17 protein-coding genes are annotated in these 24,937 nt (G+C 70.5%); 7 read left to right on the forward strand and 10 right to left on the reverse strand.

Annotation, left to right across the window (positions count from 1 at the left end):
* Positions 1-116: 116 nt before the first annotated feature.
* Positions 117-1,328, forward strand: a complete 1,212-nt coding sequence (gene argJ / locus FQ137_RS04680) for a bifunctional glutamate N-acetyltransferase/amino-acid acetyltransferase ArgJ (RefSeq protein ID WP_149291355.1) — start codon at positions 117-119, stop codon at positions 1,326-1,328.
* 505 nt (positions 1,329-1,833) lie between these two features.
* On the opposite strand, the gene FQ137_RS04685 is transcribed toward argJ, so the two are convergent.
* From FQ137_RS04685 to FQ137_RS04695, 3 genes are read right to left on the reverse strand one after another with little or no spacing between them, the layout of a single operon-like run.
* Entirely contained in the window at positions 1,834-2,847 is a 1,014-nt protein-coding gene (locus FQ137_RS04685; RefSeq protein WP_149291356.1) for an alpha/beta hydrolase, read from the reverse strand.
* A gap of 45 nt (positions 2,848-2,892) precedes the next feature.
* On the reverse strand, positions 2,893-4,776 hold the full coding sequence (locus tag FQ137_RS04690) for a long-chain-acyl-CoA synthetase (protein ID WP_149291357.1): 1,884 nt from the start codon (positions 4,774-4,776) through the stop codon (positions 2,893-2,895).
* Entirely contained in the window at positions 4,773-5,399 is a 627-nt protein-coding gene (locus tag FQ137_RS04695) for a TetR/AcrR family transcriptional regulator (RefSeq protein ID WP_149291358.1), read from the reverse strand. Before FQ137_RS04695 ends, FQ137_RS04690 begins: the two co-directional genes overlap by 4 nt.
* Before the next feature lie 153 nt (positions 5,400-5,552).
* On the opposite strand from FQ137_RS04695, the gene FQ137_RS04700 reads away from it, so the two are divergent.
* Together FQ137_RS04700 and FQ137_RS04705 are read left to right on the forward strand one after the other, a co-directional pair.
* Complete coding sequence (locus FQ137_RS04700; RefSeq protein ID WP_255583629.1) at positions 5,553-5,741, forward strand: DUF2613 domain-containing protein; 189 nt, start codon at positions 5,553-5,555, stop codon at positions 5,739-5,741.
* Positions 5,742-5,776: 35 nt separating this feature from the next.
* Complete coding sequence (locus FQ137_RS04705) at positions 5,777-10,309, forward strand: alpha-(1->3)-arabinofuranosyltransferase (protein ID WP_149291359.1); 4,533 nt, start codon at positions 5,777-5,779, stop codon at positions 10,307-10,309.
* Here the strand turns inward: FQ137_RS04705 and FQ137_RS04710 are convergent.
* Positions 10,207-11,475 (reverse strand): acyltransferase, encoded by a 1,269-nt coding sequence (locus FQ137_RS04710; protein WP_149291360.1) that lies wholly within the window; start codon positions 11,473-11,475, stop codon positions 10,207-10,209. The genes FQ137_RS04705 and FQ137_RS04710 overlap by 103 nt on opposite strands.
* A 103-nt stretch (positions 11,476-11,578) precedes the next feature.
* On the opposite strand from FQ137_RS04710, the gene FQ137_RS04715 reads away from it, so the two are divergent.
* Positions 11,579-12,883, forward strand: coding sequence for a DUF3068 domain-containing protein (locus tag FQ137_RS04715; protein WP_149291361.1), 1,305 nt, complete (start codon positions 11,579-11,581; stop codon positions 12,881-12,883).
* A 272-nt stretch (positions 12,884-13,155) separates the two neighbouring features.
* Here FQ137_RS04715 and FQ137_RS04720 read toward each other — a convergent pair whose 3' ends face one another.
* Positions 13,156-14,412 (reverse strand): polysaccharide biosynthesis protein, encoded by a 1,257-nt coding sequence (locus FQ137_RS04720; RefSeq protein ID WP_149291362.1) that lies wholly within the window; start codon positions 14,410-14,412, stop codon positions 13,156-13,158.
* Between the two features lie 83 nt (positions 14,413-14,495).
* On the opposite strand from FQ137_RS04720, the gene FQ137_RS04725 reads away from it, so the two are divergent.
* Positions 14,496-16,433, forward strand: coding sequence for a hypothetical protein (locus tag FQ137_RS04725; RefSeq protein WP_255583633.1), 1,938 nt, complete (start codon positions 14,496-14,498; stop codon positions 16,431-16,433).
* Here FQ137_RS04725 and FQ137_RS04730 read toward each other — a convergent pair.
* Complete coding sequence (locus tag FQ137_RS04730; RefSeq protein WP_149291363.1) at positions 16,414-17,670, reverse strand: glycosyltransferase family 4 protein; 1,257 nt, start codon at positions 17,668-17,670, stop codon at positions 16,414-16,416. The two genes, FQ137_RS04725 and FQ137_RS04730, sit on opposite strands and share 20 nt — an antisense overlap.
* 55 nt (positions 17,671-17,725) lie before the next feature.
* Here FQ137_RS04730 and FQ137_RS04735 point away from each other — a divergent pair, with 55 nt between their 5' ends.
* Together FQ137_RS04735 and FQ137_RS04740 are read left to right on the forward strand one after the other, a co-directional pair.
* Positions 17,726-18,532: a class I SAM-dependent methyltransferase gene (locus FQ137_RS04735; RefSeq protein WP_149291364.1), complete on the forward strand. Its 807-nt coding sequence runs from the start codon at positions 17,726-17,728 to the stop codon at positions 18,530-18,532.
* 83 nt (positions 18,533-18,615) lie between these two features.
* The gene (locus tag FQ137_RS04740; RefSeq protein WP_149291365.1) at positions 18,616-20,100 is read left to right on the forward strand and encodes an aldehyde dehydrogenase; all 1,485 of its coding nucleotides are present in this window, start codon (positions 18,616-18,618) and stop codon (positions 20,098-20,100) included.
* Positions 20,101-20,226: 126 nt separating this feature from the next.
* Here the strand turns inward: FQ137_RS04740 and FQ137_RS04745 are convergent, their stop codons facing one another.
* The 4 genes from FQ137_RS04745 to FQ137_RS04760 form a co-directional block, all read right to left on the reverse strand.
* Positions 20,227-20,889, reverse strand: coding sequence for a response regulator transcription factor (locus FQ137_RS04745; protein WP_149291366.1), 663 nt, complete (start codon positions 20,887-20,889; stop codon positions 20,227-20,229).
* A 107-nt stretch (positions 20,890-20,996) separates the two neighbouring features.
* A complete protein-coding gene (locus FQ137_RS04750; RefSeq protein ID WP_149291367.1) occupies positions 20,997-22,568 on the reverse strand; it encodes a cell wall metabolism sensor histidine kinase WalK in 1,572 nt (523 codons plus the stop codon).
* Positions 22,565-22,837 carry a hypothetical protein gene (locus tag FQ137_RS04755; RefSeq protein WP_149291368.1) on the reverse strand — a complete coding sequence of 91 codons (273 nt, stop codon included), beginning with the start codon at positions 22,835-22,837 and terminating at the stop codon, positions 22,565-22,567. Before FQ137_RS04755 ends, FQ137_RS04750 begins: the two co-directional genes overlap by 4 nt.
* A gap of 162 nt (positions 22,838-22,999) precedes the next feature.
* Positions 23,000-24,826, reverse strand: coding sequence for a phosphoenolpyruvate carboxykinase (GTP) (locus tag FQ137_RS04760; protein WP_149291369.1), 1,827 nt, complete (start codon positions 24,824-24,826; stop codon positions 23,000-23,002).
* Positions 24,827-24,937 lie beyond the last annotated feature (111 nt).

Consider the following 24,937-nt stretch of genomic DNA (forward strand, 5'->3'; position numbering starts at 1 on the left):
ACCCTTATGGTGTTATCCCCATCACATTCGTGTAGCGTGCCGGCTCGGCCACCGCAGTGCGAGTGATTTCGGCGACGGGATTCCCCGACGGGGTGTGTCGGGGGAGAATGGGGCGCATGACGCCGCACGCCACCCACGCTCCCGAGTCGATTCCGCTGCCGCCGGGCTTTCGCGCCCACGCCGGAGCTGCAGGGCTCCGCGGGGAGGGTGACGACGTCTTTGTCGTCGTCAACGACGGTCCCGCGCCCGCCTCATCGGCGGTGTTCACCCGCTCCCTGTTCGCCGGACCCTCGGTCGTGCTCAGTCGCGCCAACGCCGCCAGTGGCCGGGCCCGCGGCGTCGTGGTGGTTGCGAAGAACGCCAACGTCGCTACTGGGGAGCAGGGCATGGCCGATGCGCGCGAGGTGCTCGAGCACGCCGCCGATGCGGTCGGGGCGACGCCGGAGGAGATGCTCATCGCCTCCACCGGCGTCATCGGTCGGCGCTACCCGATGGATCTACTGCGCTCGCACCTCGACGGGCTGGCCGGCGCGGAGTTCAACGCTGACGCGGTCGCCCTGGCCACCGCCATGATGACCACCGACACCCATCCCAAGACGGCGCGCATGGAGGTGACGACGACGACGGGCGGCACCGCCGAGGTGGTGGGCATCGCCAAGGGCGTCGGAATGATCGAGCCAGACATGGCCACAATGATCGCCGTGCTTTTCACCGATGCTGCAGTGGAGCCAACCATGCTGGACACCGCGTTCAGGGCCGCGGTGGACGAGACCTTCAATTGCCTGTCCGTCGACACCGACACCTCGACCTCGGACACCGCGATCGCCCTGGCCAGCGGGTCCGGCGACCCAGTGGGAGAGGCGGAACTCCGTGAGGCGTTCGAGGCGGTCTGTCTGGACCTGACCCGCCAGCTGGCCCGCGACGGCGAGGGTGCCACCAAGCTCCTGACCGTCGAGGTGACCGGGGGGCGCGACCGCGACCAGGCCAAGCGCGTGGCCAAGGCGATCCTCAACTCGCCGCTGGTCAAGACTGCCGTGCACGGCGCCGATCCCAACTGGGGTCGGGTCGCGATGGCGATCGGCAAGTGCCACGACGACACCGACATCGACCCCGAGCGGGTGCGCATCGTGTTCGGCGACCTCGAAACCTATCCCGCGTTCCCCGGCGAGGCCGAACTCGAACGGCTCACCGAGATCATGCAGGCTGAGGAGGTCACCATCTCGGTCGACCTCGGTGTCGGGGGCGGGATGGGCGACGGGACCTGCACCGTCTATGGCTGCGACCTCACCCGCGAGTACATCGCCATCAACGCCGACTACACGACGTGAGCCTCTGACCTTGGGCCCGACCTGGGCACTGGAAACCGGCCCCCGCACTGCGGGAGCCGGTTCTGTCGTCATTCGAGAGGGCCCAGGTTGCGTCTGGTTACGCATGCTGGGCCTTCGCCGACTCAGGAACCCATCGCCAAGAAGTAGTTCGCCAAATTATGCATTGCCCACTCGAATCCGGACGAACCTAAGGCGCCGACAGAGTTGCCAATTGCCCACAGCAAACTTGAGAGCATGAGCTTTCCTTCCCCCAGAGGCGGCACCGGTTGCGCCGCCCTCGTTACGGGTTCGAGGTGAATTTGGTCACTTAATCGCTCCGTGCCCGTATGGATATGGTAATGGGGCATAGCAAAGGGTTCAATAGGCTGTGACAAACAGTCACATGCAAATGGTATTTCACCACCCGTCCACGGCGGCAGTCGATTTCGGCGGTCAGCGTGGCTCGGGCCTCGGGGCGCGCACCGCCCAGAGCCGCGACTCGCTGGGCCCGGTGTCCCGGACGGAGCTAGCCCACGGGGCTCGGGCCGCGGCGGGCCATGGTCAGCAGGGTGTCACGGGTGTCGTGCCACACGGTGCCGGTGATGTCGCCCCACGGATCGTGCCCGCCGGGGACAAGCGAGACGCGGGCCGGGTCTCCGGCGCGGCGGGCCGCCCTGACGTACGACTCGGACTGCTCGGGACGCACCACCTTGTCATCGCGGCCGTGGATGCACACCACCGGTACGCCGGCGGGCAGGTGCGTCACCGGAGAGGCGTCGACGTAGCGCTGCCGCCGCGAATCCGGTCGACCGCCGAGAAGACTGGGGACATAGCGGTCGCCGGCGCGCTCGGCCATGAGCAGGTCCGCCACCCCGGCCAAGGAGACGCAGCCGGAAACGGGCACGGCGGGTCGCGAACCGGGAAGCGAGGACGGCAGCCGCGCCCGCCCCGCGACCCACAGTGCCAGGTGCCCGCCGGCGGAGTGCCCGGCCACCACCACGCGCCGCAGGTCGAGGCGGTTTTCGACCTGCGGCGAAATCTCCGCGAGATAGTCCACGGCATCGCAGGCGTCTGCCACGGTGGTAGGCCACCCCCCACCCGAGTCCACCCGCCGGTACTCGATGTTCCACACCGCGACATCGAAAGATGCTAGGTCGCGGGCCTGGTTATCCATGTAGGTCCGGCCGAGCGAATCCTTCCAGCCCCCGCCGTGGATGAGCACGACCACCGGTAGTGCCGGGTTGGCGGAGTCGGGCAGGTACAGGTCGCCGAACGTCTGACCGTCGGTGTCGCCAGGATCGGCGTAGTCGAAGCGACGGGGTTCCCGCACCGGGACCGCGCCCTCCGGCGGGGAATACGGGCGTGAAGCTACCGAGTCTGCACGCTGGCCCGCATCGCCCTGGTCGTCGTCGTCCACCCTGAGCGCGCAGGTCAGCGCCCAGCCCGCCGCCCCACCTAGGCCAGCCGACATGCCGACCAGCAGCGCGCGGCGGGACAAGTCCGGCCGGGCGCGGCGGCCGGACGTGCGACGGCTGGACATGCGGCGGCTGAACCTCCTGGTGGGGGGTGCCGGCCGGCCGAGGGGTCAGGCGGTGCCGGCGACGACGTCGTTCTCCGCCCCATCGTAGAACGGGACGTACCCTTTCTTCTTGGACAACACGTAAAGGGGGTCGTCGAACCTCGAGGTGTCGAAGGCTTGCTCGCGCAGTTCGGTCTTGCGGCTCTTGTAGGTGGAGGTGTGCTCGAGCTCCGTGGACAACCGGATGAACAGCGGAACCGCGTACGACGGCAGCCATCCGCGTAGGTGCTCGGCCAGCGCTTCGCCATCGAAATCCGACTTGTCGTGTAGACGGACTGCAGCCATGCCGGCCTTGCCGTCGGCGTCCGGCACGGCCACGCCGAAGACGACGGCCTGGTCCACCTCGGGGCGTGAGTTGATCGCGGCCTCGACCTCGGTCGTGGCGACGTTCTCGCCCTTCCAGCGGAACGTGTCGCCCAATCGGTCGACAAAGGACGCGTGCCCCAGCCCCTGGTCGAGCATGAGGTCACCGGAAACGAACCAGGCGTCGCCGTCGCGGAAGGCGTCGCGGACGATCTTCTTCTCCGTGGCCTCGGCGTCGGTGTACCCGTCGAAGGGCTGCGAGTCGGAAATTCCGCTGATGAGTAGCCCGGTCTCGCCCCTCCCGACCTTGGACAGTCTGCCGTCGTCGCCCCGGCGGGGCTCGCCCGTCTCGGGGTCGTAGTCGACGATCGCGAAGTCCATCGGGCAGTAACCGGTGGTCCGGGCAACACTGAAAGCGTTGACGAACGCGATGTTGCACTCGCTGGCCGCGTAGAACTCGCAGATACGGTCCACGCCGAAGCGTTCCTGGAACTCGTCCCAGATCTCAGGGCGCAGGCCGTTGCCGGTCATCACGCGGATGGAGTGGTCGCGGTCGCCCGGGCTGGGCTCCTGGTTGAGCAGGTAGCGGCAGATCTCGCCGATGTAGATGGCCGCCGTCGCCCCGGCCGTGCGGGCCTGGTCCCAGAACTTGGTCGCCGAGAAGTGCTCCTCGATCGCCAGGCATGCCCCGGACGCGAGCACGCAGCCGAGGGCGACCGTGAGCGCGTTGTTGTGGTACATCGGCAGGGGGCAGAGGAGGACATCGTCCTTCTTCAGCCGCACGCCCGACAGTCCGAACCCGGCCATCGCCTTGTTCCAGCGGTAGTGGGACATCGTCGAGGCCTTGGGCAGGCCCGTCGTGCCCGACGTGAAGACGTAGTAGGCGGTCTCGTCGCCGACGGTTTCGTCGGCGTCCGGCGGGTTCACCTCGCCGACGTCCTCGCTCAGGGCCTCGAGCTCGTCCTCCAGCCACGTCAGGTCGGACAGCTCCTCTGGGCGGTGGTTCGCGCGGAAATCGCGGAAGGGCAGATCCACCGGCGAGCTCACCGCGAGGAGTTCGCCCATCCAGTTCTCGCGGGGCACCGACAGGACGGCCTCCGCGCACTCGGCGCCCACCAGCACGACCGTGGATTCGAGGATCCGCTGCGAGTGGTCCATCACCTCGCCTCGCTGGTGGTGATTGAGCAGTCCCACCGAGGCGCCGACCTTGAGCGCGCCCATGATCGCCAACAGCACCTCGGGGCGGTTGACCATGCAGATGCCGATGGTGTCGCCCCGCTTCACCCCGCGCGCTCTGAGTACCTCGGCGAAGCGGTTGGCGCGCCGGTTCGCCTCGCCGTAGGAGATCTCGGACCCGAGGAATTTGAGGAACGGCGCGTCGGGACGGGCCGCCGCGAGCTTCTGGAAGCGGCGTCCGATGGACACCTTGTCGCTGCTGCGCGAGGTGCGGACGATGCGGAGGCCGTTGAGAACGGACGGCAGGTCGGCGGCCAGGGAGGGCAGGCCCTTGGCAAGGTCAAGCGGGGTGAGGGGGCGGGCGGCTTCCGACCGGCGGGCGGCGGCGGTGGCGGTGGGCGAGTCGGTCACGACTTCTCCTCTGGGGCGGTGGACACTGACTTGGCAGGATCGCCGGCGAGGCCACGCCAGGCGAGCTCCACGACGACTTCGGCGGCCACCGACGTGGGGATCGAGCGGTGGGCCACACGATCAGCGACCGCCTCACCCGCTCCGACGAGGGCGGTGGCGACCACCTCGAGCACCTCGCGACTGCGCTCGTCAACCGAGTTCTGCGCGAGCAGGTCGGCGGTGAGGTCCACCAGCACCGACCGGGTCTTCTCGACCTCGTCTCGGAACTGGGGTTCGGCGAAGGCCTGACGGTAGACGACGTTCCACGAATCGGTATGCGCGTCGACGAATTCAAGGAACGCCTGGACCACGCTCTGGAGACGCCTCCGCGGACCGGCACTGCCGGTCGCGGCGGCCGTGAGGTGGTCGATGAGTCGACCGGACTCGCGGACCACACACGCGGCGAACAGTTCCTCTTTGGAGCCGTAGTAGAGATAGAGCATCGGCTTGGAGATGCTCGCGTGGCGGGCGATCGTGTCCATCGAGGCCGACCGATAGCCGAGATCGGAGAACACGCTGATCGCGGAGTCGAGCATCTGCTGCTCACGGATCGCACGTGGGATGCGTTTTGTCCCCGTCGTCACAGGTCTCCTCCCGGCTGGCGTGGTGTCATGGACCACACCCAACTTACCCGTCGGTAAGGACTTGTGGGAGACGCTCTACCGAACCGTCCGGTCGCCGGGTGCTAGTCTTCCGGCGTCGGTGTGCTCCACAGCACTACCGCTCGACACTGTTACGTGACCCGCAGGGAGAACCCGATGAGCTTCGGTACCGGAGCGCTCGCCAGCGCAGTCGGCGGAATCGTCCTCGGCGGCATCGTCGCCTTCGGGCTCAACACCGCCATGGCGGAGAACTCCATCCCCGAGGTAGCGCAGCCGCCCGCCGACCAGGCCCTGCTCGGCCAGGTCGAATACGGCGCGCGCTGACCCCGCGCTGCCGACAAGCTCTTACGCCGGCGTAGGTGATCCGCGGGGTCCGTCTCGGCGCCGGCGCGCGTGACGCGGTCGTCGCGTTTCTTGCATTTCTCCTGTTGGCCTGCCTGCAGGCCCCGGGACTGGTCGTCCCGGACACCAAGTACGACCTCGTGGTGGACCCCGGGCGTTTCCTCGCCCAGGCCACTCACCTGTGGACCGGACTGTCCTTCAGCGGTCAGGTCCAGAACCAGGCGTACGGCTACCTGTTCCCGCAGGGCTCCTTCTTCGCGCTGTTCGACCTCGTCGGGGTGCCGGCCTGGGTGACCCAGCGCCTGTGGTGGGCGATCGTGCTCACCGTGGCCTACATGGGCGTGGTCCGGGTCGCCGCCGCGCTGCGCATCGGCACCCGCGGGACCCGCGCCATCGCCGGGGTCGGATACGCACTCGCGCCGCGCATGCTCGGCGACCTGGGTTCGATCTCGTCGGAGATCTGGCCGGTCGCCCTCGCACCCTGGGTGCTGCTGCCGGTCATCCGGGTGCTGCAGGGGCGGATGTCGCCGCGCCGGGGTGCGGCCGGTGCCGCGTTCGCACTGGCGCTGATGGGTGCGGTCAACGCCGTCGCCACCGCAGCCGCCTGCCTACCCGCGATCCTGTGGTGGGCGCTGCACCGGCCGAACCGCACGTGGGCGCGGCTGGCCGCGTGGTGGCTGCCGCTGTCCGCGGCGGTGTGCCTGTGGTGGGCCGTGCCGTTGGTCCTTCTCGGGCGGGTCTCGCCGCCGTTCCTCGACTACATCGAATCGGCCGAGGTCACCACCCGCTGGTCCTCGGTGACCGAGGTGCTGCGCGGCGCCGCAACGTGGGTACCGTTCGTGTCGACCGACCGGACCGCTGGCGCGGACCTGACAAGCGAGCCGGTGTTCGTCCTGGCCACCGGGGTGATCGCGGCGGTCGGTGTCGTGGGGTTGTTGTGGCGCGGGATGCCCGCTCGTGGCCGGCTTCTGGCGATCGCAGCCCTCGGCCTGGTGTTGATGGCAGCACCGTGGGTCGGACCCGCCGGTGGCGGGCTCGCCGAGACTCTCCGCGCCCTACTCGACGGCCCGGCCGCGCCGCTGCGCAACGTGCACAAGTTCGAGCCGCTCCTGCGGCTGCCACTGGTGCTGGGCGCCGCGCATCTGCTGTCACAGTTGCTCGCGACTCTCGTCGGCGCCGAGGACCGCGACGACGACGGCGCCGCAGCCTGCGACGACGGCAGCCTCGACCGGTCCGGAGGGCAGCCCACCCGCGTCGGCCTCGTCAGTGCGCTCGCGCACCCCGAACGCCACCGCGCGGTCGCGGTCGCGATGATCATCATGTTGGCCGGGGGGGTATCGGTGGCCCCGGCGTGGCTGGGTCGGCTCGCGCCGGTCGGCGCCCACGAGTCACTGCCCGACCACTGGACAGAAGCCGCAGCGTGGCTGTCGGAGAACGCGCCGGTGGACCGCCCCGGCGAGGACGCAGAGCCCGACCCGGCCGCGACCACCCGCGCCCTCGTGGTCCCCGGCGCGTCGTTCGGCCGTCAGGTGTGGGGCGTCACCCGCGACGAGCCCCTGCAGCCGCTGGCGGAGACGCCGTGGGCGGTCCGTGACTCGGTGCCGCTCCAACCCGCCCCGGCCATCCGCGCCCTCGACGCGGTGCAGCGCCGGCTCGCCGACGGCCGCGCCGCACCCGGGATGTCGGCGACGCTGGCGTCGCTCGGCGTCGGCTTTCTCGTGGTACGCAACGACCTGTCGGAGGACTCGGCCGCGCCGCGCCCGGCACTGGTGCACCAGTCGATCGACGGCTCGCCCGGACTGGTGAAGGTCGCGGAGTTCGGCGAGCCGGTGGGTGGCTCCCGGGTCGACGGCGACGACGACGAGGTGGTCGTGGTGCCGGACTCCGGGCTGCGGCCGGCCTATCCGGCCATCGAGATCTACCGGGTCGACTCCCGACTGGGATCGGACGCGGCGCCGCCCGGACCGGCACGGTCGGCCACGGCCCCGTACACCGTGGAGGTCCGCGACTTGCCGGTGGTCGCCGGCGGACCCGAAGCACTCTCCCGGCTGGACGATCTACTCGCGGCGCGAGACACGATCGGCTCACCGCCCCGGGTCACCCGACTGCTCGAGGCCGACGCGCTCACTGCCGGCGTCGACCCGGCATCAGACCCGTTCCCGCGACCGCGGCCACTGAACTCCACCGCCCCGGTCCTCACCGACTCGCCGACCGACCGCGAAACCGACTTCGGCCGCCTCGACCACAACTCGTCGGCCGTCCGCGCAGAGGGCAACCCCCGGCGCAGCCGCGGCACGGTCCCCGACTACGCCGCCACCGTCGCGCCGGAGGACCCGCCGCTCGCGCAGGCGCGGTGGTGGGACGCCAGCGTGGAGGTATCGTCCTCGGCCGCCGATTCGGCGCAGCCCGGCGTGGTGCGGCCATCGCACTCCGTCGCGGCCGCGGTCGACGGCGACCCCGACACCGCCTGGCGCTCCGGCGGATACGGTTCGGCGTTCGGCGAATGGATCGAGATCGAACTGCCCGAACCCGTCGACCGCGCAGTCCTGCAGCTGACCGTCCCGCCCCCCGAGGCCGGACCACAGGTCAGCACCCTGCAGGTGCGCACCGACACCGGCACCGCCACGGTGTTCCCGACGGTCGGAGAAGAGACGACGGTGGCGCTGCCGCCCGGCCCCACAAAGCGGGTCCGGGTGACAGCGACCGGGTTCGCCGACGGGGGCCGCGGCACCTACTTCGAAATCTCCCAGATCGGGTTGACCGCCAGAGGTCGGGACATCCCGCTGCTACGGACCATCGCGCTTCCCGACCGGCCCGAGGACGACCGCGCGCCGTCAGGCTGGCTCCTGCGTCAGGAACTGGCCGGCCGTTCGGACTGTGTGCACGTCGGGAACCCGGTCGAGGGGCTGGCCGGGGCCGAGGAGTCGACCGGCGCTGCACGTTGCGCCCCCGACCTGGCGATCGACCCCGAGGAACCGGCCCGATTCGCCCGCCTGCTCGACGTCCCCGCCCAGACCGCCGTAGCCCCGCAACTGCTCGTGCGCCCGAGGCCCGGCGCCGCCCTGGACGACGTGCTGCGCGGTGACCCGACCTCCCGTGCCCGGCAGGTCCGCGCGACGGGCGAATCACTCGTGACCGACCCCGCGGGAGGGCCGTCCGCGGCCGTCGACGGCGACCGCTCCACCAGCTGGCACGCGCGGGACGTGCCAGCACCGACGCTGGAACTGCGACTGCCCGGTCGGCAGCTCGTCGGATCGCTCCGCCTCTGGCCACCCCGCTCCGCCGCCCCCGCCGCGCCCGACGTCGTCACGATCGACACCGGTGTCCAACGCACCAGAGTCGACCTGGCCACGCTCACCCCAGAGGACGACGGCTCCGTCGTCGTCGCCGTCCCCGCCGACCACACCGACCGCATCACCATCCGGGTCGACCACGCCCGCGACGTGCGCGGCCCTGGCGGTACGCAGCTGCCCACCGGCATCGCCGAGGTGTGGGTCCAGGACCCCGCCGGCGCCCGGATCGGCGCGCTGCCCGCCGCCGCCGACGACCCCGTCACTCTGACCTGCCAGGACGGGCCCCGACTCCACATCGGCGACCGGGTGGTCCGGACGCGGATCACCGCCACCCGACGGGAACTCCTCGAGGGACGCGCCGTGACGGCCGAACTCTGCGACGACACCCCCGTCCCGCTGAGCGCGGGACCACAGGAGGTCTCTGTCGACCCGGGGCAGGCGTTCTCCGTGGACACGGTGGGCCTCGTCGTCGTCGACCCCGGCACCGGGGCCCGCACCGGCGGAACCGGGGGCAGTGCCGCACCGATCCTCGGCGGCGCGCCCCAACCCACCCGGGCCGTCACCACCGCGCTCTGGGGCGACTCGCGACGCGAACTGCACGTGCCGTCCGCGCCCCGCGAGCGCGTCCTGGTGGTCCCCGAATCCGTCACGCCCGCGTGGCAGGCCCGGCTCGTCGCCGACGACGGCACCGACCTGGGCGACCCGCGCCCGGTGACCGTCGACGGGTGGAAACAGGGCTGGGTGCTGCCCGCCACCACTACCGGGGCCACCCTGGTGCTCACGGTGCCCCTCGACGCCCCGTACCGCGCAGCCCTGCTCACCGGGCCGATCGCGCTCCTGTTGGTCCTGCTGCTGTTCCTGGTGCGCGGCAGCCGCGACCGGGCGGGCACCCACGCCACCCAGTGGCGGGGACGCGGGCTACTGACGATCGCCACTACCGCCGTGGTCGGATTCGTCGTGGCCGGTCCAGTCGGGCTGGCGCTGACCTTCGGGCTGACGATCAGCGCTCTGATGGCGAGCCGTCACCTCGGGGCGGGCCGTGCCCGGCAGTTGCTGGTGATCGGCTCCGGGGTGGGGATCGTCGCCGGCGCCGCGCTGCTGGCCCGCGCGCCGTGGCCGGACTCGCTGGGCTACGCCGGCGACGGGTGGGGCCCTCAGGTCGCGACGGTGACGGGATTGATCTGCGCCGGGCTGGCCTCGAGTTGGCCGTCCACCGGCCGCCCCCGGGGTGCCCGCCGGGGCGCCAACCAACGCTGAGCCGGCACCTCCACGAGTGCGTAGCTGGCGGCCGCCACCACCGTCGTCACCACCACGGTGACAAACCAGATCCGCAGCATCTGCCCGGAGAACATGGGTACCGCCGCGATCTGGAACGCGAAGTGCAGCACCAGTACATGCCACAGGAACACCGCGTACGACCAGCGCCCCAGGGTGGTCAACACGCCCGAACCCAGCACGGGGAAGTGCGGTCCCAGACGCGTCGACCCGGCGGGAGCCGTCGCGGCAGGCGACAGCACGACCGGGGCGAGCAGGCAGAACGCCACCACCGCACCGAGCGCGGTGCGGGCCGCGAACTCCGGGCCCGACGGGTGGACAAACCCCTCGGTGAACCACCGCGGTACCGTGCTCGCCGCAAATGCCGCCGCAGCGACCGCCCACCACCGCCACCGCGCGTGACGATGGCGGGCCAGCCCCGCCGCGCGACCGGGCGGCGCGCAGGCGAGCTCGGCCAGGATCATCCCCGCCGCGAACCACGACGCGAACGCCGGCGGCAGAATCTGGTCATTGATCCGTTCGTGCAGACCCAGCTCATACCACGGCACGAGCGCCCACCCCAGACTCGCCACCCCCACGCCGGCGATCACCGGGATGCGCCACCGCGCCGCTCGCCCGCGCAGCCTGGCGAGCGCCCACCACAACAGCGGCAACACCAGATAGAAGCTCATCTCCACGGACAGTGACCACGCGTGAGTGAGGCCCTCCACCAGAGAATCCGGGACGAACACCTGCGTCAACGTCAAGTTGGACGTCCAGGTGCTGGCAGAGCTCCGCGCGTTCCGGGGGATGAGAAGGAACGCTGCGGCCACCAGCACCAGGTATGCGGGCATGATCCGGACAAGTCGTGAGCGCAGGTAGGCGCGGGCCGGCCGCGCGGTTCCCGGGCCACCCCGGCGGGCGTGCAGGGCGTGCGCGCGCCACAGCAGGAAGCCGGATAATGCGAAGAACACGGCCACGGAAAGGTCGAACCGGCCCCAGATGCGGTTGATGGTCGACCCGGTGGAGGCCCCGGTCTGGAACGCCACATGTGTGGTGAGGACGGCGAACGCAGCCAGCGCGCGGAGCCCCTCGAGCGCCGGCACGAAGCCGGTCGCGGAGGGGAGAGTTCCATCGCGATGGTCGGGGGTACCGAATGCGTTCTTCATCACTGTTAATCTTCTCCTGATGATGGTCCGGCCGGGGCGGCGCCCCCGGCACCAGCCCGGGAGTGACCGGCGGACCAAGGGCGCGACTCCAGGAGGACAACCGATGGCACGACAGAGCAGTTCCGCGGGACGGAGGTCGTTGGTGCCCGCGCTGGTCCTTGTCGGCCTCGGCGTATTCCTGATCACTATCTCACTCGCGCTCGTGTTCTTCGTGGTGCCGAGCCAGAAGAAGACCCCGCTGGACATCAACTCCACGACTGTCACCGAGACCGCGCCGGGGGCGGTTCTCGTAGGTAAGGGACTGGCCTCGAACACCCCCACCGAACTCAATTCGGACCGCCCGGAGTGCCGTGCCGAGGGCTCGGCCGGTGGCGACGAGCAGCCGGCTGGAGGCGGCGAGGGCGAGGACGCCCAGGCGGAAGACAGTGAGGCCGCCGCCGACTCCGAGCGCCAGTACCCGGTCAGTTGCTTCATCGACAACGACATCCCGCTGTACTCGCAGCGTCGAGTGATGGCAGTGGAACCGTCGGACGCCGACGTCATCACCATGCAGGCGGCCCAGTCGCTGCTGCGCGAGGACAAGACCGGCGGCGACGACGTCGACGCGCTGGTCAACGCCACCATCGACCGCATCACCGTGGACCGCGTCACGGCCATGCCGGTCGACGAGGCCACCAGCACCCTCCAGGTCGTGGCCACCGGCGGAGACACCGCTCCGGCGGGTTTCGTCCGCGACGGGCTGCAGTACAAATTCCCGTTCGACACCGAGCAGCGGGCCTACGACTACTTCGATGCGAGCACCTTCACCACCAACCCGATCGAGTTTGTGGGTGAGACCAGCGTCGGCGGTATCGACGCATACGAGTTCAAGCAGGACCTCGGCCCGATCGACATGTGGTCCTCGATCCGCGACCACTTCGCCGCGATCTCCGACGGCTACGACCCCGCCGTGGAGTCGGTCCTGGCCAGCTACCGCCGCGAAGGCATGACCGCGGGACAGTGGGGCCTCGAGGGTGATCCGAAGCGCGAGGTCGACATGCGCCGCTTTTACACCAACACCCGCACGGTGTACGTGAACCCGGCCACCGGTCAGATCGTCAACGGCAAGGAGGACATCTTCCAGTTCTTCGCGGAAGACCAGGCCGAGGCCGAGGCGTTCTTCTCGGACAAGGCCCGCATGGAGAAGGAGAAGACCGAGCCGACCCGCACGGCCGTCCGCTTCCAGTCCGGCTGGAACGACGAGACCCAGAACAACACCCTGGCCGCTGCGCAGGAAAGCGCCGACACGCTCAACACGTTCGGCCGCGTCGTCCCGGCGATCCTCGGCATCCTCGGTCTGCTGACGCTGATCGGTGGCATCGTGCTTGGTCTCCGCGGCGGCGGACGCACCAACCGGACCCGCGCCTGATCCGACGGCTGCCGCGGCCCCCAGTGGCCACGGCGGCCACGAGAGTCGGCCGAGAGCGTCCCGCACATTTCGCCCGAGAGGGGAGTGTGCGGGACGCTCTTTTTGCGAGCTGCCCGGGCCGCGCCTCCCGCCTCCCGCCTCCCGCTTGCCGCCCGGTCGCGCACCATCTGTCGCCGTCTGCGTGGAGTCACTCCGTCAGCCGGCCGGGCGAGGCCTCCTGGGTAAACGCTGCACGCAGTGACTCCACGGGGAGGGGGCGAAGGCCCGGAGCGTCAGGCCGGGCGGGTCCGGAGGGCCCGCCAGCCGGCGGCGACCGTCGTGAGCGCGATTGCCACTAGTGCGGCCCCGAGGACACCCTCGACCTCGCGGGGGGCGATCCAGACCGCGACCGCCGTGAGCACCAGTCCGAACCAGGCGATGCCAGCCTCCATAGTGCGGTCGGAGGCGATGCTCGCCAACAGGAACGCCTGCAGGACGCTCAAGGTCACGCCCAGGGCCGCAAACGCCCACAGCAGTCCGGCGACGGGCCGGTAGTCCTCGCCCACGACGACCGGCACGAGCGGCGTGACCACCGCGGCACCGATCACCACAATCGCACCGATGCCCAGCAGGACGCCTACCGCGGAACGGACCGCGCCCCGGTGGCCGGCTGGATCGGCCATCCGCGGATAGAGCACTGTTCCCACCGCCTGCGGCAACCAGAACGCCGCCTTCGCCGCGACCGCCCCGAGCGCGTAGCGACCCGCGTCCTCGGGAGACAGCAGGGCACGCGCCAAGAGCAGGTCCACGGAGGTCAAGGCCATCATCACCAGCTGCACCTGACCGGCGGCGAGCACGGCTGCGACCCCGGGTGCGGTCAAGGCGCCCCCGCCAGGGCCAGCGGCCCCGCCCCCGCCAGCGCCAGAGCCAGCGCCCCCGCCAACGCCAGAGGGGGAGGTCGAGATCCTCGCCGCCACGACCCACGCCACGGTCACACCGACGGCCCCCGCGGCGAGCGCCGGCCCCACACCCCCGCCCGCAGCAAGCACTGCGACGGCCGGCACGACCTTGCCCACGCCGGCCAGTGCGAGAACCGCACCGAGGGCCCGGAACCGTTCGGCGCCCTGCAGCAGCCCCTGCTCGGTGGCGAGCAGGCACAGCACGGGGCCGGGGGCCAGCGCGGCGGCGGTGGCGAGGCCCGGGGTGTCCAGCAGGAGTGACACCGGGACAACCACCAGCGCAGCGACTACCGCGACCAGCAGCGCGACCCGCCTGCCGACCGTGCGCAGCACGTCGTAGGGCACGCCCCGGACGTGTTCGCGGGCGACCACCGCCTGAAGTGCCAGTGACGGCACGGCCACCAGGAGCTGTGCGGACAACAGGGCGGCGAAGGCGCCGTACCCCTCGGGCCCCAGCCACCGGGAGGCCGGGAGGTGCAGTAGGTAGGCGGCGATGTTGGCCAGCATCGAGCCAGCCGTCACCGCCCCCGCGCCCGTCAGGAAACGCCTGGTGGCGGAACCTGATGTCGCCTCGCGCGCCTGATGGTCCACACCGGGAATCGTAGGGGGCCGCCCGGGCGGCGCGGCCGTGCGGTGGCGGAGGGGTCCACTCGCGGTCGTGGTGGAATGTGCGCATGGACTCCGCCGCCGGCTCCCGTCGCGTTCTCGCGCGATTCGCCCGCAGGGACGCTGCGGTGGATGCGGCAGTGGGGGCGGTGGTGACGGCCCTGCTGCTGGCGGGGTTGGTGCGGCCCGGGTTCCCGTTGTTGCGGGATTGGGTGGCCACGCCGACGCCGCCACTGCCGGATGCCGCGCTCGGGTTGGGGGAGTCGGCGGCGCGGGCGGTGCCCCAGGACGTGGCGGTGGTGTGGGCGACCCGGACGCTGGACGCCGTCGGGCTGCCGGTCTGGCCGCTCACAGGCCTGCTCACCATGGTGTTCTGCGTGTGGCTCGCGGTGGCGGCGGGGGCACTGGTCCGCCGGGTCCTGCCCGGTGCCGGGCCTGCCGGGCCTGCCGGGCCTGCCGGGGTGGCCGGGGTGTGGCTGCGTCTGCCCGCGGTGGTGGGGGCGGTGTGGAACCCGTACGTGGTGGAGCGTCTGCTGCAGGGGCACTGGTCGTTGCTGGCCGGGGTGGCGGCCGTGATGTCGATGCCGCTGTTCCTGGCGCGCACCGGTCCTCGCGTGGCGGCGGCGTGCGCGGCGCTGGCCGCGGCCGGGCTCACGCCGACGGGCTGGGTGCTGGCGGTCGTGGCGGCGCTGGTGTCGTTGCTCAGTGCCGGTCGGAGCACGGGCGCGGGCGCGGAGGGGGGCGCAAGGTCCGGTCGGCGGGCGGCGTACACGTTGTCGGTCACGGCTGTGGTCACGGCGCTGCCGTGGTTGGTGGCGACCGCGCTCGCCCCTGCCGGGGGCGGGACCGCGCCGGGCCTGGGGAACTCGGGACTGGCGGGCTCAGGCACGGACGCCGGCGTGGCCGCATTCGCCGCCCGCGCCGAGCCCGGGCTCGGCACGCTCGGGTCGGTGGTGGCGCTTGGTGGGATCTGGAACTCGGAGGCGGTCCCGCCGTCGCGCGCGACGTGGTGGGCGGTTGTTGCGCTCGCGCTGCTGCTGGCGGTGTGGGCGCTGGCAGCCCGGGGCCTGTGGCGGGCGCGCCGCGATCCGGTCGTGCGGGCGACCGTCCCCCTGGCGATCGGCGCCTGGCTGGTGGTGGCCGCCGCCGCGACGGGCCCGGGACTGGTGGTGATGGACGCTCTGGTGTCCGCGGTTCCGGGAGCGGGTCTGCTGCGCGATACCCAGAAGTTTGTCGCGCTGGCGTTGCCGGCGACCGTGCTCGCGCTGGTCTTTGCCGCCCGCGCGCTGGCCGGGGGATTGCCGCGGGCCGGGGCTGGCCTGGTGATCACCGCGGTGGCCGTGGCCGCCGTCCCCGACGCCCCGAGCGCACTGTGGGGTCAGTTACGACCGGTCGCCTACGGCGAGGATTGGGAACAGGTGGCGCGGATCGTGGACGAGCGGCCCGGGGACCTGCTGGTCCTGCCGGCCGGGTCCTTCCGGTCGACGCCGTTGTGGGCCGGGGGGGCGGCGGTGCTCGATCCGGCGCCCCGGCTACTCGACACCCGCGTGTTGGTGCCTGGCGACCTGGTTGTGGGCGGCGCGGCGAGGGGCGGAGCGGCGGCGGTGCCCGGTGAGGGGGATCGCGCGCGTCGGGCGACCGAGGCGCTGCTGCGTGGCGATGATCCGCGCGCGGTGATCGACCTGGGCGTGCGGTGGGTACTGGACGAACGCACGTCCGTCGGCCCCCGTGGGGAGGCGGCGCAGACCCTGGAGGGGACCCCTGTCACGCCGACGACGACGAGGTTTACCGGCCCCGAACTGGTCCTCCACGAGCTGGGTCCACCGAGCGGGCCGGGTGAGGCGGACGCGCGATGGGAGGCGGCCGCCGAGCCCGCGGCTCCGGCGCCGGCCCGCGCGGCGGTGCTGGCGGCGCACGCGCTGTGGCTGGCCACGTTGGCAGGAAGCGCAGCAGTGGCCGTAACCGGAAGGGTGGCCGGGACGAGGCCTAACCGCGGTCGCCGCTGACCACGCCGCTGACGCGCCGCCCGTCGGCGACCGCACGGAGGACTTGCGCCATCGCCGATCCGGTGGCGGGCCACGACATCCCCGCGGCCTTGCGGCGGGCGGCCTCACCCATGCGGTCCCTCAGGGCGGGGTCGGCGAGCAGTCGCTCGGTGGCCAGTGTCATGGCGGCGACATCGTCCACGAGGAGGCCGGTCTCGCCGTCGTCGATCGAGTCGCGCAGTCCCGCGGCGTGGTGGTAGCCGACGGTGGGCACGCCGTGCTGCGCGGCTTCCGACACGGCCAGCCCCCAGCCCTCCTTGCGCGAGGGCATGAGGTGCAGCGTGGCGGCGGCGAGGATCCGGTGCTTGGTGGTCTCATCGACGTGCCCGTGGAAGACGACCGAGCCGGACTGCCCGCTCGGCCCGGGCTCTTGGCCCCGCCCGGAGTCGTCTGTGTCCGGACCGCCGAGGAGCCCGCGTTCGGCGGCGTAGTCGCGCAACCGGTCGGACCACCAGCCGCTGCCGATGACGTCCAGCACCAGGCCGGGTCGGCTCGCGCGCAGCGTGCCGACCACGTCGAGGGCGTCCTCGACGTGCTTGTGCGGCACCAGGCGAGAGAGCACGACCAGGCGCGGGGCGCGGGTGCGGGCGTCGGCGCTGGACTCGCCCCGCGGGGCGCCGCCTGCGTCGATGTCCGTCGGCAGCGGGTCGAGGCCGTTGCGCACCACCGCGATCCGTGCGGGATCTACGCCGAGCCCGGCGAGTTCGTCTGCGGAGGGCAGTGACACGGTCACGTACTGGCTGCGCGAGTGCACGCGGGGGGACAGCCACGACTCGATCCACCAGCCGATCCGCGCAACCAACCACCCGGCCACCGGCCACTGCTCGCGGTGGATGTGGTGGACCAGCACCACCACGGGAGCGGTGGTGGCCAGGCGGGAGAAGAAGGGGACGCCGTTCTGGGTGTCGACGACGACGTCGGGCCGCCGCAGGGACCCGAGCGGACCTAGGCCGATCCTGCCGGACAGGATCGCCAGGAGGGCGCGCGGATAGACAGTGAAGCGGCCGCCGGCCCGGCTGAACACCACCCCGGAGGAGGTGGTGGTGGAACGGGCCGCGCCCGGAGAGCGGGAGGTCCGGAAGATGACGGTGTGCCCCGCAGCGGCGAGGCCGTCAGCGACGTGTTCGAGGTACCGTTCGCTGCCGCCACCCTGTGGGTGGGTGCTGTCACGCCAGCACAACAGCAGGATTCGAGCCACGCGGACACTGTACGCAGCGGCGGGACGGCCACGACCCGTCGGTATCGTCAGCGCCGTGATCACCGACCCCGTCCACCGCTCGACCGCACTCTGCTCGGTGGCCCGCCGGGCCAGCCTCGGCCGGTCGCTCGGGCTGCTGCGTTCGTTCCCGCTCGAGCAGGCCGACCCGGATGTCTTCTACTCCGGCCTGGCCCACGACACCGTCGAACTGGTCGCCGACCTGTGGGAGTGCTCCGGTGACCGGCCGGCCGAGCCGGGAGTGGGCCGACTGCCGGGGCTGACGGTGCTGGATGTCGGCGGTGGGCCGGGCTACTTCTCCGACGTCTACGCCGCCGAGGGGGCGCGGTACGTTTCCGTCGAACCTGACGTCGGGGAAATGTCGGCGGCCGGCCTGGACCAGGCGGGTTCGGTCCGGGGCAGCGGGATGGCACTGCCTTTCCGATCGGATTCCGTCGACGTGTGCATCTCTTCCAACGTGGCCGAACACGTACCGGAGCCCTGGTCGATGGCGGAGGAGATGTGCCGGGTCACGCGACCGGGTGGCCTCGTCGTCGTCTCCTACACGCTCTGGTACGGGCCCTTCGGCGGCCACGAGATGGGGCTGACCCATTACCTCGGCGGCGACCGGGCGAGGCGGATGTACGAGCGACGCCATGGTCACCCGCCGAAGAACGTCTACGGCCAGTCGCTGTTTGAGGTGGGGTGCGCCGAGGGGCTCGCATGGGCGCGCGACACCGACGCCGCCGAGCTGCTCGCGGCGTTCCCGCGCTACCACCCGCGGTGGGCGTGGTGGCTGGTGCGAGTGCCCGGTGTGCGTGAGGTACTCGTGTCCAATCTCGTGCTGGTGCTGCGCGCGAAGTAGGCGCCCACGCCGGGCCGGGCACTCGCCTACAGTGATATGGAACACGTTCCTATTGGTTTTCCTGTCGCACTATCTCCCACCGCATGGAGGTTCCCGTGGTCGTCATCCATGACAAACTCTTCTCCGGCACCCGCTGGACCGACCCCATCACTACCGGTGTCCTCGAGGTGACCTCGCCGGCCACCAACGCTGTCGTGGGCCGGGTCGCCGAGACCACCACCGAGGACCTGGACGAGATGATCAGCCAGGCGCGCGACTCGTTCGAGTCCGGTGTATGGCGATCCACCCCGCCCGCCGAGCGTGGCGCGCTGCTGGCTCGCGTGGCGGACATGCTCGAGGAGCGCCAGGCCGAGGTGTGCACGATCCTGTCCGATGAGATGGGCACGCCCGCGTCCACCGCCGCCATGATCCAGGTGACGCCCACCCTCGGCGTGCTGCGCTACTACGCCCGGCTGTCGGAGTCCTTCCCGTGGTCCGAGGTGCGGCACGGGGACTTCGGCGCGTCCGTCGTTACCCGCCAGCCCGTCGGCGTGGTCGCCGCCATCACCGCCTGGAACGTCCCGCTCTACCTCAACACCGCCAAGGTGGCGCCCGCGTTGCTGTCCGGCAGTTCGGTGGTCCTCAAGCCGTCGTCGGCCACGCCGCTGTCCGCGCTGTGGCTGGCGGACCTGTTCCGTGAGGCCGGGCTGCCCGAGGGCGTGCTGTCCGTGGTGACCGGCCCCAGCTCCGTGGGCGACCACTTGGTCTCCCACGCGGACGTCGACAAGATCTCGTTCACTGGTTCGACTGAGGTCGGCAAGCACATCGCCGGCATCGCGGCCCAGAGCCTTAAGCGGTGTTCGCTGGAGCTGGGCGGCAAGAGTGCTGCCATCGTGCTCGAGGACGCCGACATCGCGGCACACGCCGGCACCATGGTGTTCTCCGCGCTCATGAATTCCGGGCAGGCGTGCGTGTCCCAGAACCGCATCCTCGCGCCACGCTCGCGTTACGACGAGGTCGTCGAGGCGCTGGTGGAGAACGTCAAGGCCATGCCCGTGGGCGACCCGGCCGACGAGAGCACCGCCTTCGGGCCGCTGGCGAACCACAAGCAGAAAGAGTCCGTCGAGGGCTACATCCGCAAGGGCGTCGAGGAGGGTGCGACCATCGCCTACGGCGGCGGGAAGGTCGAGGGACTGTCCGCCGCCGTCGCCGAGGGCGCCTACGTGCAGCCGACCGTGTTCACCGGCGTCGACAACTCCATGACCATCGCCCAGGAGGAGATCTTCGGGCCGGTCCTGCAGGTCATCGCCTACGACAGCGTCGACGAGGCCGTGCAGATCGCCAACGACTCCGAGTACGGCCTCGCTGGCGCCGTGTACTCCGCCGACCCGGACGCCGCGCTCGCCGTGGCCCAGCGGGTGCGCACCGGCACGATGGGCATCAACTGGTACGCCTTCGACCCGAGCGCGCCCTTCGGCGGGTTCAAGAACTCGGGCCTGGGCCGCGAGAACGGTCCCGAGGGACTCGAGGCGTTTTGCGAACTGCAGAGTGTGCTCATGCCGTTCGGCTGGGAGCCCACCGCGGGCTGATCCGGCAGCGGCAGCGTCGTCACAGGCTGAGCCCAGCGCTGGACCCGCATCACGCGAAGACCCCCGGCTCCGGCCGGGGGTCTTCGCGTCTCGAGCGAGCCCGGCGGGCAGTCGACCTTGCCGGGGTCACTCCACTCGGTAGCCGACTCCCCGGACGGTCTGCACCTTGTTCTCGCCGATCTTGCGGCGCAGGGACCGGATGTAGACGTTGACGATGTTCGAGCCCGGGTCGAAGTCCATGCCCCAGACGCTCTCGAGAAGCTGCTCCCGGCTGATGGTCTCGCCTTTGTTGCGCAGCAGCATCTCGAGCAGCGAGTACTCGCGGTTGGTCAATTCCTGGATCCGGCCGTCCACCTCGACGCGGCGGGTACGGATGTCCAGACGCATGCCCGCGTGCTCGAGGATTCCCGGGTCCTCGGTGGCCTCGTGTTCGCGTAGCCGCAGGCGGATACGGGCGAGCAATTCGGGAACCCGGAAGGGTTTGACCATGTAGTCGTTCGCGCCGGAGTCCAGCCCTTCGACGGTGTTCGCGACACTGTCGCGGGCGGTGAGGATGATGACGGGCGCGGCGAACCCGCGGTCGCGGGCCTCGCGGAGGAGGGTCAACCCGTCCGTGTCCGGCAAGCCGATGTCGAGCAACATCAGGTCGATATCGGAAATGGTCGACAGGATGGCCTGGGCGCTCTCCCCGTCCACCGCCTCGAGCGCGGTGTACTCAGCGCCGCCGAGCGCCTTTACCAACACCGAACGGATGAGGTCATCATCCTCCACGACGAGAACATTCGTCATGCAACCCTCCTTCTCCGGACTCGGAGTATTCCACGTGAGAGCGCCATCGGGACACTGCCGCCGGTCCGTGTCCGGGCTTTCGCGGTGGGCGAGGGGCAGGATCGATGCTATTGGGTGCTGGTTGACGTGACCGCGTCGTTTTCCGCGTCACCAGGGGAGCGCTTCTCCGGCGGCGGGGCGATGAGGGGGATGACGATGCAGAACGCCGCGCCGCCGCCCTTGGCGTTGAATGCGAAGGCGCGACCCCCGTGCGCCTTGGCGATGGTGGAGACGATGGCCAGACCCAGGCCGGTCCCGCCACGGCCGTCGCGCAGCTGGCCCCGGGCCGTGTGGAACCGCTGGAAGATGCTCTCCTCCTCGCCGGGTGGGATGCCCGGGCCGTGATCGCGGACCCACCACAGCAGACGGCGACGGTAGGCCTCCCGATTGGGTGGGGTGGCGACGGGGCCGGCGGAGAAACCGTCGGGCAAGGTCGCGTCCCCTGGTTCGATGATGCGGCAGCCGATCTCGATGGTGTCTCCGGGTGATGTGAACCGGACGGCATTGGAGCAGAACTGGATGAGGGCTTGTGTGATGCGCTGCTTGTCGAGTCGAGCTAGTCCCTCGGCGTAGGGCAGCACCCGCCAGTCGCGGTCGGCGATCACCTCGACCTTCGCCTCGATGTCGAGTATGAGTTCCGCGATGTCGGTGGGGACGGTCCGGAGAAAGTCGGGCCGGTCGGCCCGGGCGAGGGTGAGCAGGTCCTCCACGATGCGAGTCATCCTCGACAGTTCGTCCTGCATGAGGCGGGTGGCCTCTGCGCGACCTTCGGGGTCATCCGGCATGAGGTCGAGGTTTCCCTGCACGACGGTCAGGGGTGTTCGCAGTTCGTGTCCTGCATCGTCGAGGAACTCCCGTTGGGTCCGGTAAGCGTCCTCGACGCGTTCGAGCATGGCGTTGACGGTGTCGGCGAGTGAGACGATCTCATCGGGTCCGTCGGCGGGGACCCGCCTCGACAGGTCGGCCGCGGAGATGGTCTCGGCGGCCTCTCGGATCCGGCGGACCGGCACGAGCATTCGTCCCGCGATCAACCACGCCAGCAGTGCGCTGACGACCATGCCCCCGGCACTGGCCCAGCGCATGTAGAAGACCACGCGCCGGGTCTCCTCGTGGGTACCCCGATCGTTGACGGCCACGACGATGTTCGCCATCCCGGCGGGGCTCTCGACAGCGGTCTTGCGCCAGCGAATCGAGCCGTCCAGGATCCCCGAACTCTCAGGCGAGTCCAAGCCGATCAGTTGGACCTCCGATCTGATCGCCGGTGGGAAGAGCGTGTCCTCGTCAGGTCCGAACCGGGACAGCGTGAACTGGGTGCCGGACTCGCTGGCGGTCCCGACGAGCAGAAGTTCGGACGACGGATACTGCTGGGCGAGGTACGCCCGGATGAGCTGCTCGACGGTGGGGTCCTCCGACTCGAACGCCGGCAGGATGCCCGCTGTCATGAAGGTGGAGAAGTCAGCGGTCTCGCGTTGGAGTCTCGAGTCCATCACCCGGTCGGTGCTGAGGTTGAGCAGTTGGAAGGTGAACACCATCATCGCCCCGAACACGGCGGCGGTGACGAGTGTGATGCCGAGGGTGATGCGGAGACGGGCGGAATGCCACCATCGGACCGGGGCCGCTTTCCGGATCGAGGCGCTCACCTCTGCCGTTCGGTGCTGCTGGCGTGAGGTGGGCGCGCCGAGCGGTCGATGATCGAGAGGTGCGGCTTGGCCCCGTTGATGGTCGTTCCTCCCCCATCCTCGTCGGCAACAGTGGGCTCGTCAGTGGCCGCCCCGGATATCCCCGCGGTGGCGGTCGGCCCGGGAGGGCTGGACGGGGGCTCAGCGGACCGGAAGCCCACCACGGCGGCTGCGGCCACCCCGCCCGCCGCGATAGGAAGCGCGATGAGGGCGATCACACTGGCTTTCATGCCACTCCTTCCGGCGGGGGAACGGGATATCCACACAGCCTCTTACTGTGACATCAACATGAGCCGTAGGAAGGTCTTCGACCAGATTGAAATTGCGAAAAGGGCCACACCGGTGAACGGTGTGGCCCTTTCCGCGTAGCTGTTGTGCTGCAGTGGCTGGTGTCAGCCCAGCCGCTCCTTGAGGGCGGCGAACTGCTCGTGGACCTCGGCCGGGACCTTGGGGCCGCAGAACTCGAGCCACTCGGTGATGAGCGGTAGTTCGCGGCGCCACTCCTCGGGATCCACAGCCAAGGCGGCCTCGACGTCCTCGACCGAGGTGTCGAGGCCGGTGAGGTCGATGTCGGAGGCGCGCGCGGTGAGCCCGGCAGCGGTCTCGTTACCCTCGACGCGTCCCTCGATGCGGTCCACGACCCACTTGAGGACACGGCTGTTCTCGCCGAAGCCCGGCCACAGGAAGCGGCCGTCGGCGCCCTTGCGGAACCAGTTGACCAGGAAGATCTTGGGCATCTTGTCGCCGCCGCGGGCGCCCATGTCGACCCAGTGCTGGAAGTAGTCACCGACGTTGTAGCCGATGAACGGCAGCATGGCCATCGGGTCGCGCCGGACTGCGCCGACTTTGCCCTCGGCGGCGGCGGTCTGCCCGGAGGACAGCGTCGCGCCGATGTAGACACCGTGGTTCCACGAGTACGCCTCGCTGACCAGGGGAACGGTGTCGGCGCGGCGGCCTCCGAACAGGATCGCCGAGATCGGCACGCCCTCGGGCGAGTTGAACTCGGGCGCGGTGACCGGGCACTGGTTGATCGGCACGCAGTAGCGCGAGTTGGGGTGCGCGGCGTTACCGGCGTTGCCGTCCCCGGTCGGGGTCCAGTCGTTGCCCAGCCAGTCGATGAGGTGATCCGGGGTGCCTTCGAGGTCCTCCCACCAGACGTCACCGTCGTCGGTGAGCGCCACATTGGTGTAGATCGCGTTGCCCGGCTCGAGCGTCTTCATGGCGTTGGGATTGGACGAGTAGTTGGTGCCGGGGGCCACGCCGAAGAAGCCGAACTCCGGGTTGACGGCGTACAGCCGACCGTCGGCGCCGAAACGCATCCATGCGATGTCGTCACCCACGACCTCGGCGCGCCAGCCCTCGATGGTGGGCTGGAGCATCGCGAGGTTGGTCTTGCCGCAGGCCGACGGGAATGCCGCGGCGATGTAGTGGACCTCGTCCGTGGGGGAGATGAGCTTGAGGATGAGCATGTGCTCGGCCATCCAGCCCTCGTCGCGGGCCATGGCAGAGGCGATACGCAGCGCGAAGCACTTCTTGCCCAGCAGTGCGTTACCGCCGTACCCGGAACCGAAGGACCAGATCTCCCGGCTCTCCGGGAAGTGGGTGATGTACTTCTCCTCGTTGCACGGCCAGGGCACGTCCTTCTCACCCTCGGCGAGCGGGGCGCCCACGGAGTGCAGGCCCTTGACGTACTCGCCGTCCGTGCCGATCTTGGCGAGCGCCTCCGCACCCATGCGGGTCATGATCTTCATCGAGACCACGACGTATGGGGAGTCGGTCAGCTCGATGCCGAGCTTGGGGTCCTCCGCCTCCAGCGGTCCCATGCAGTAGGGCACGACGTACATCGTGCGGCCCCGCATGCTCCCGCTGAACAGCTCGGTCATCTGGGCGCGCATCTCGGCCGGGTCACGCCAGTTGTTGGTGGGTCCGGCACCCTCTTCGGTCTCCGAGCAGATGAAGGTCCGCGACTCGACGCGGGCGACGTCCTTCGGGTCCGACTGGGCCAGGAAGGAGTTGGGCTTCTTCTGCTCGTTCAGCTTGACGAAGGTGCCGGCCTCCACCATTTCGGTCGTGAGGCGATCCCACTCCGCATCGGAGCCGTCGGCGAAGACGACCCGATCCGGCTGGGTGAGCTCGGCGACCTCGGCGATCCACGCGAGCATCTCCGCGTGATCGGTTGGTGCCTGACCCTCGAGGCCGGGAATGGTGGTGGTGGTCATCACAGCTCCTCGCGCGTGGTGCATGTTGTTGGTCACAGAGTATCGTCATGCGCTGTGGAGTGCCGCGCCGCAGCCCCCTTTGCACACCCAGAAGTGAGGGATTCCTCAGGT

Origin of the sequence: Dietzia sp. ANT_WB102, from assembly GCF_008369165.1 — a bacterium.
Taxonomy (GTDB): Bacteria; Actinomycetota; Actinomycetes; order Mycobacteriales; family Mycobacteriaceae; genus Dietzia.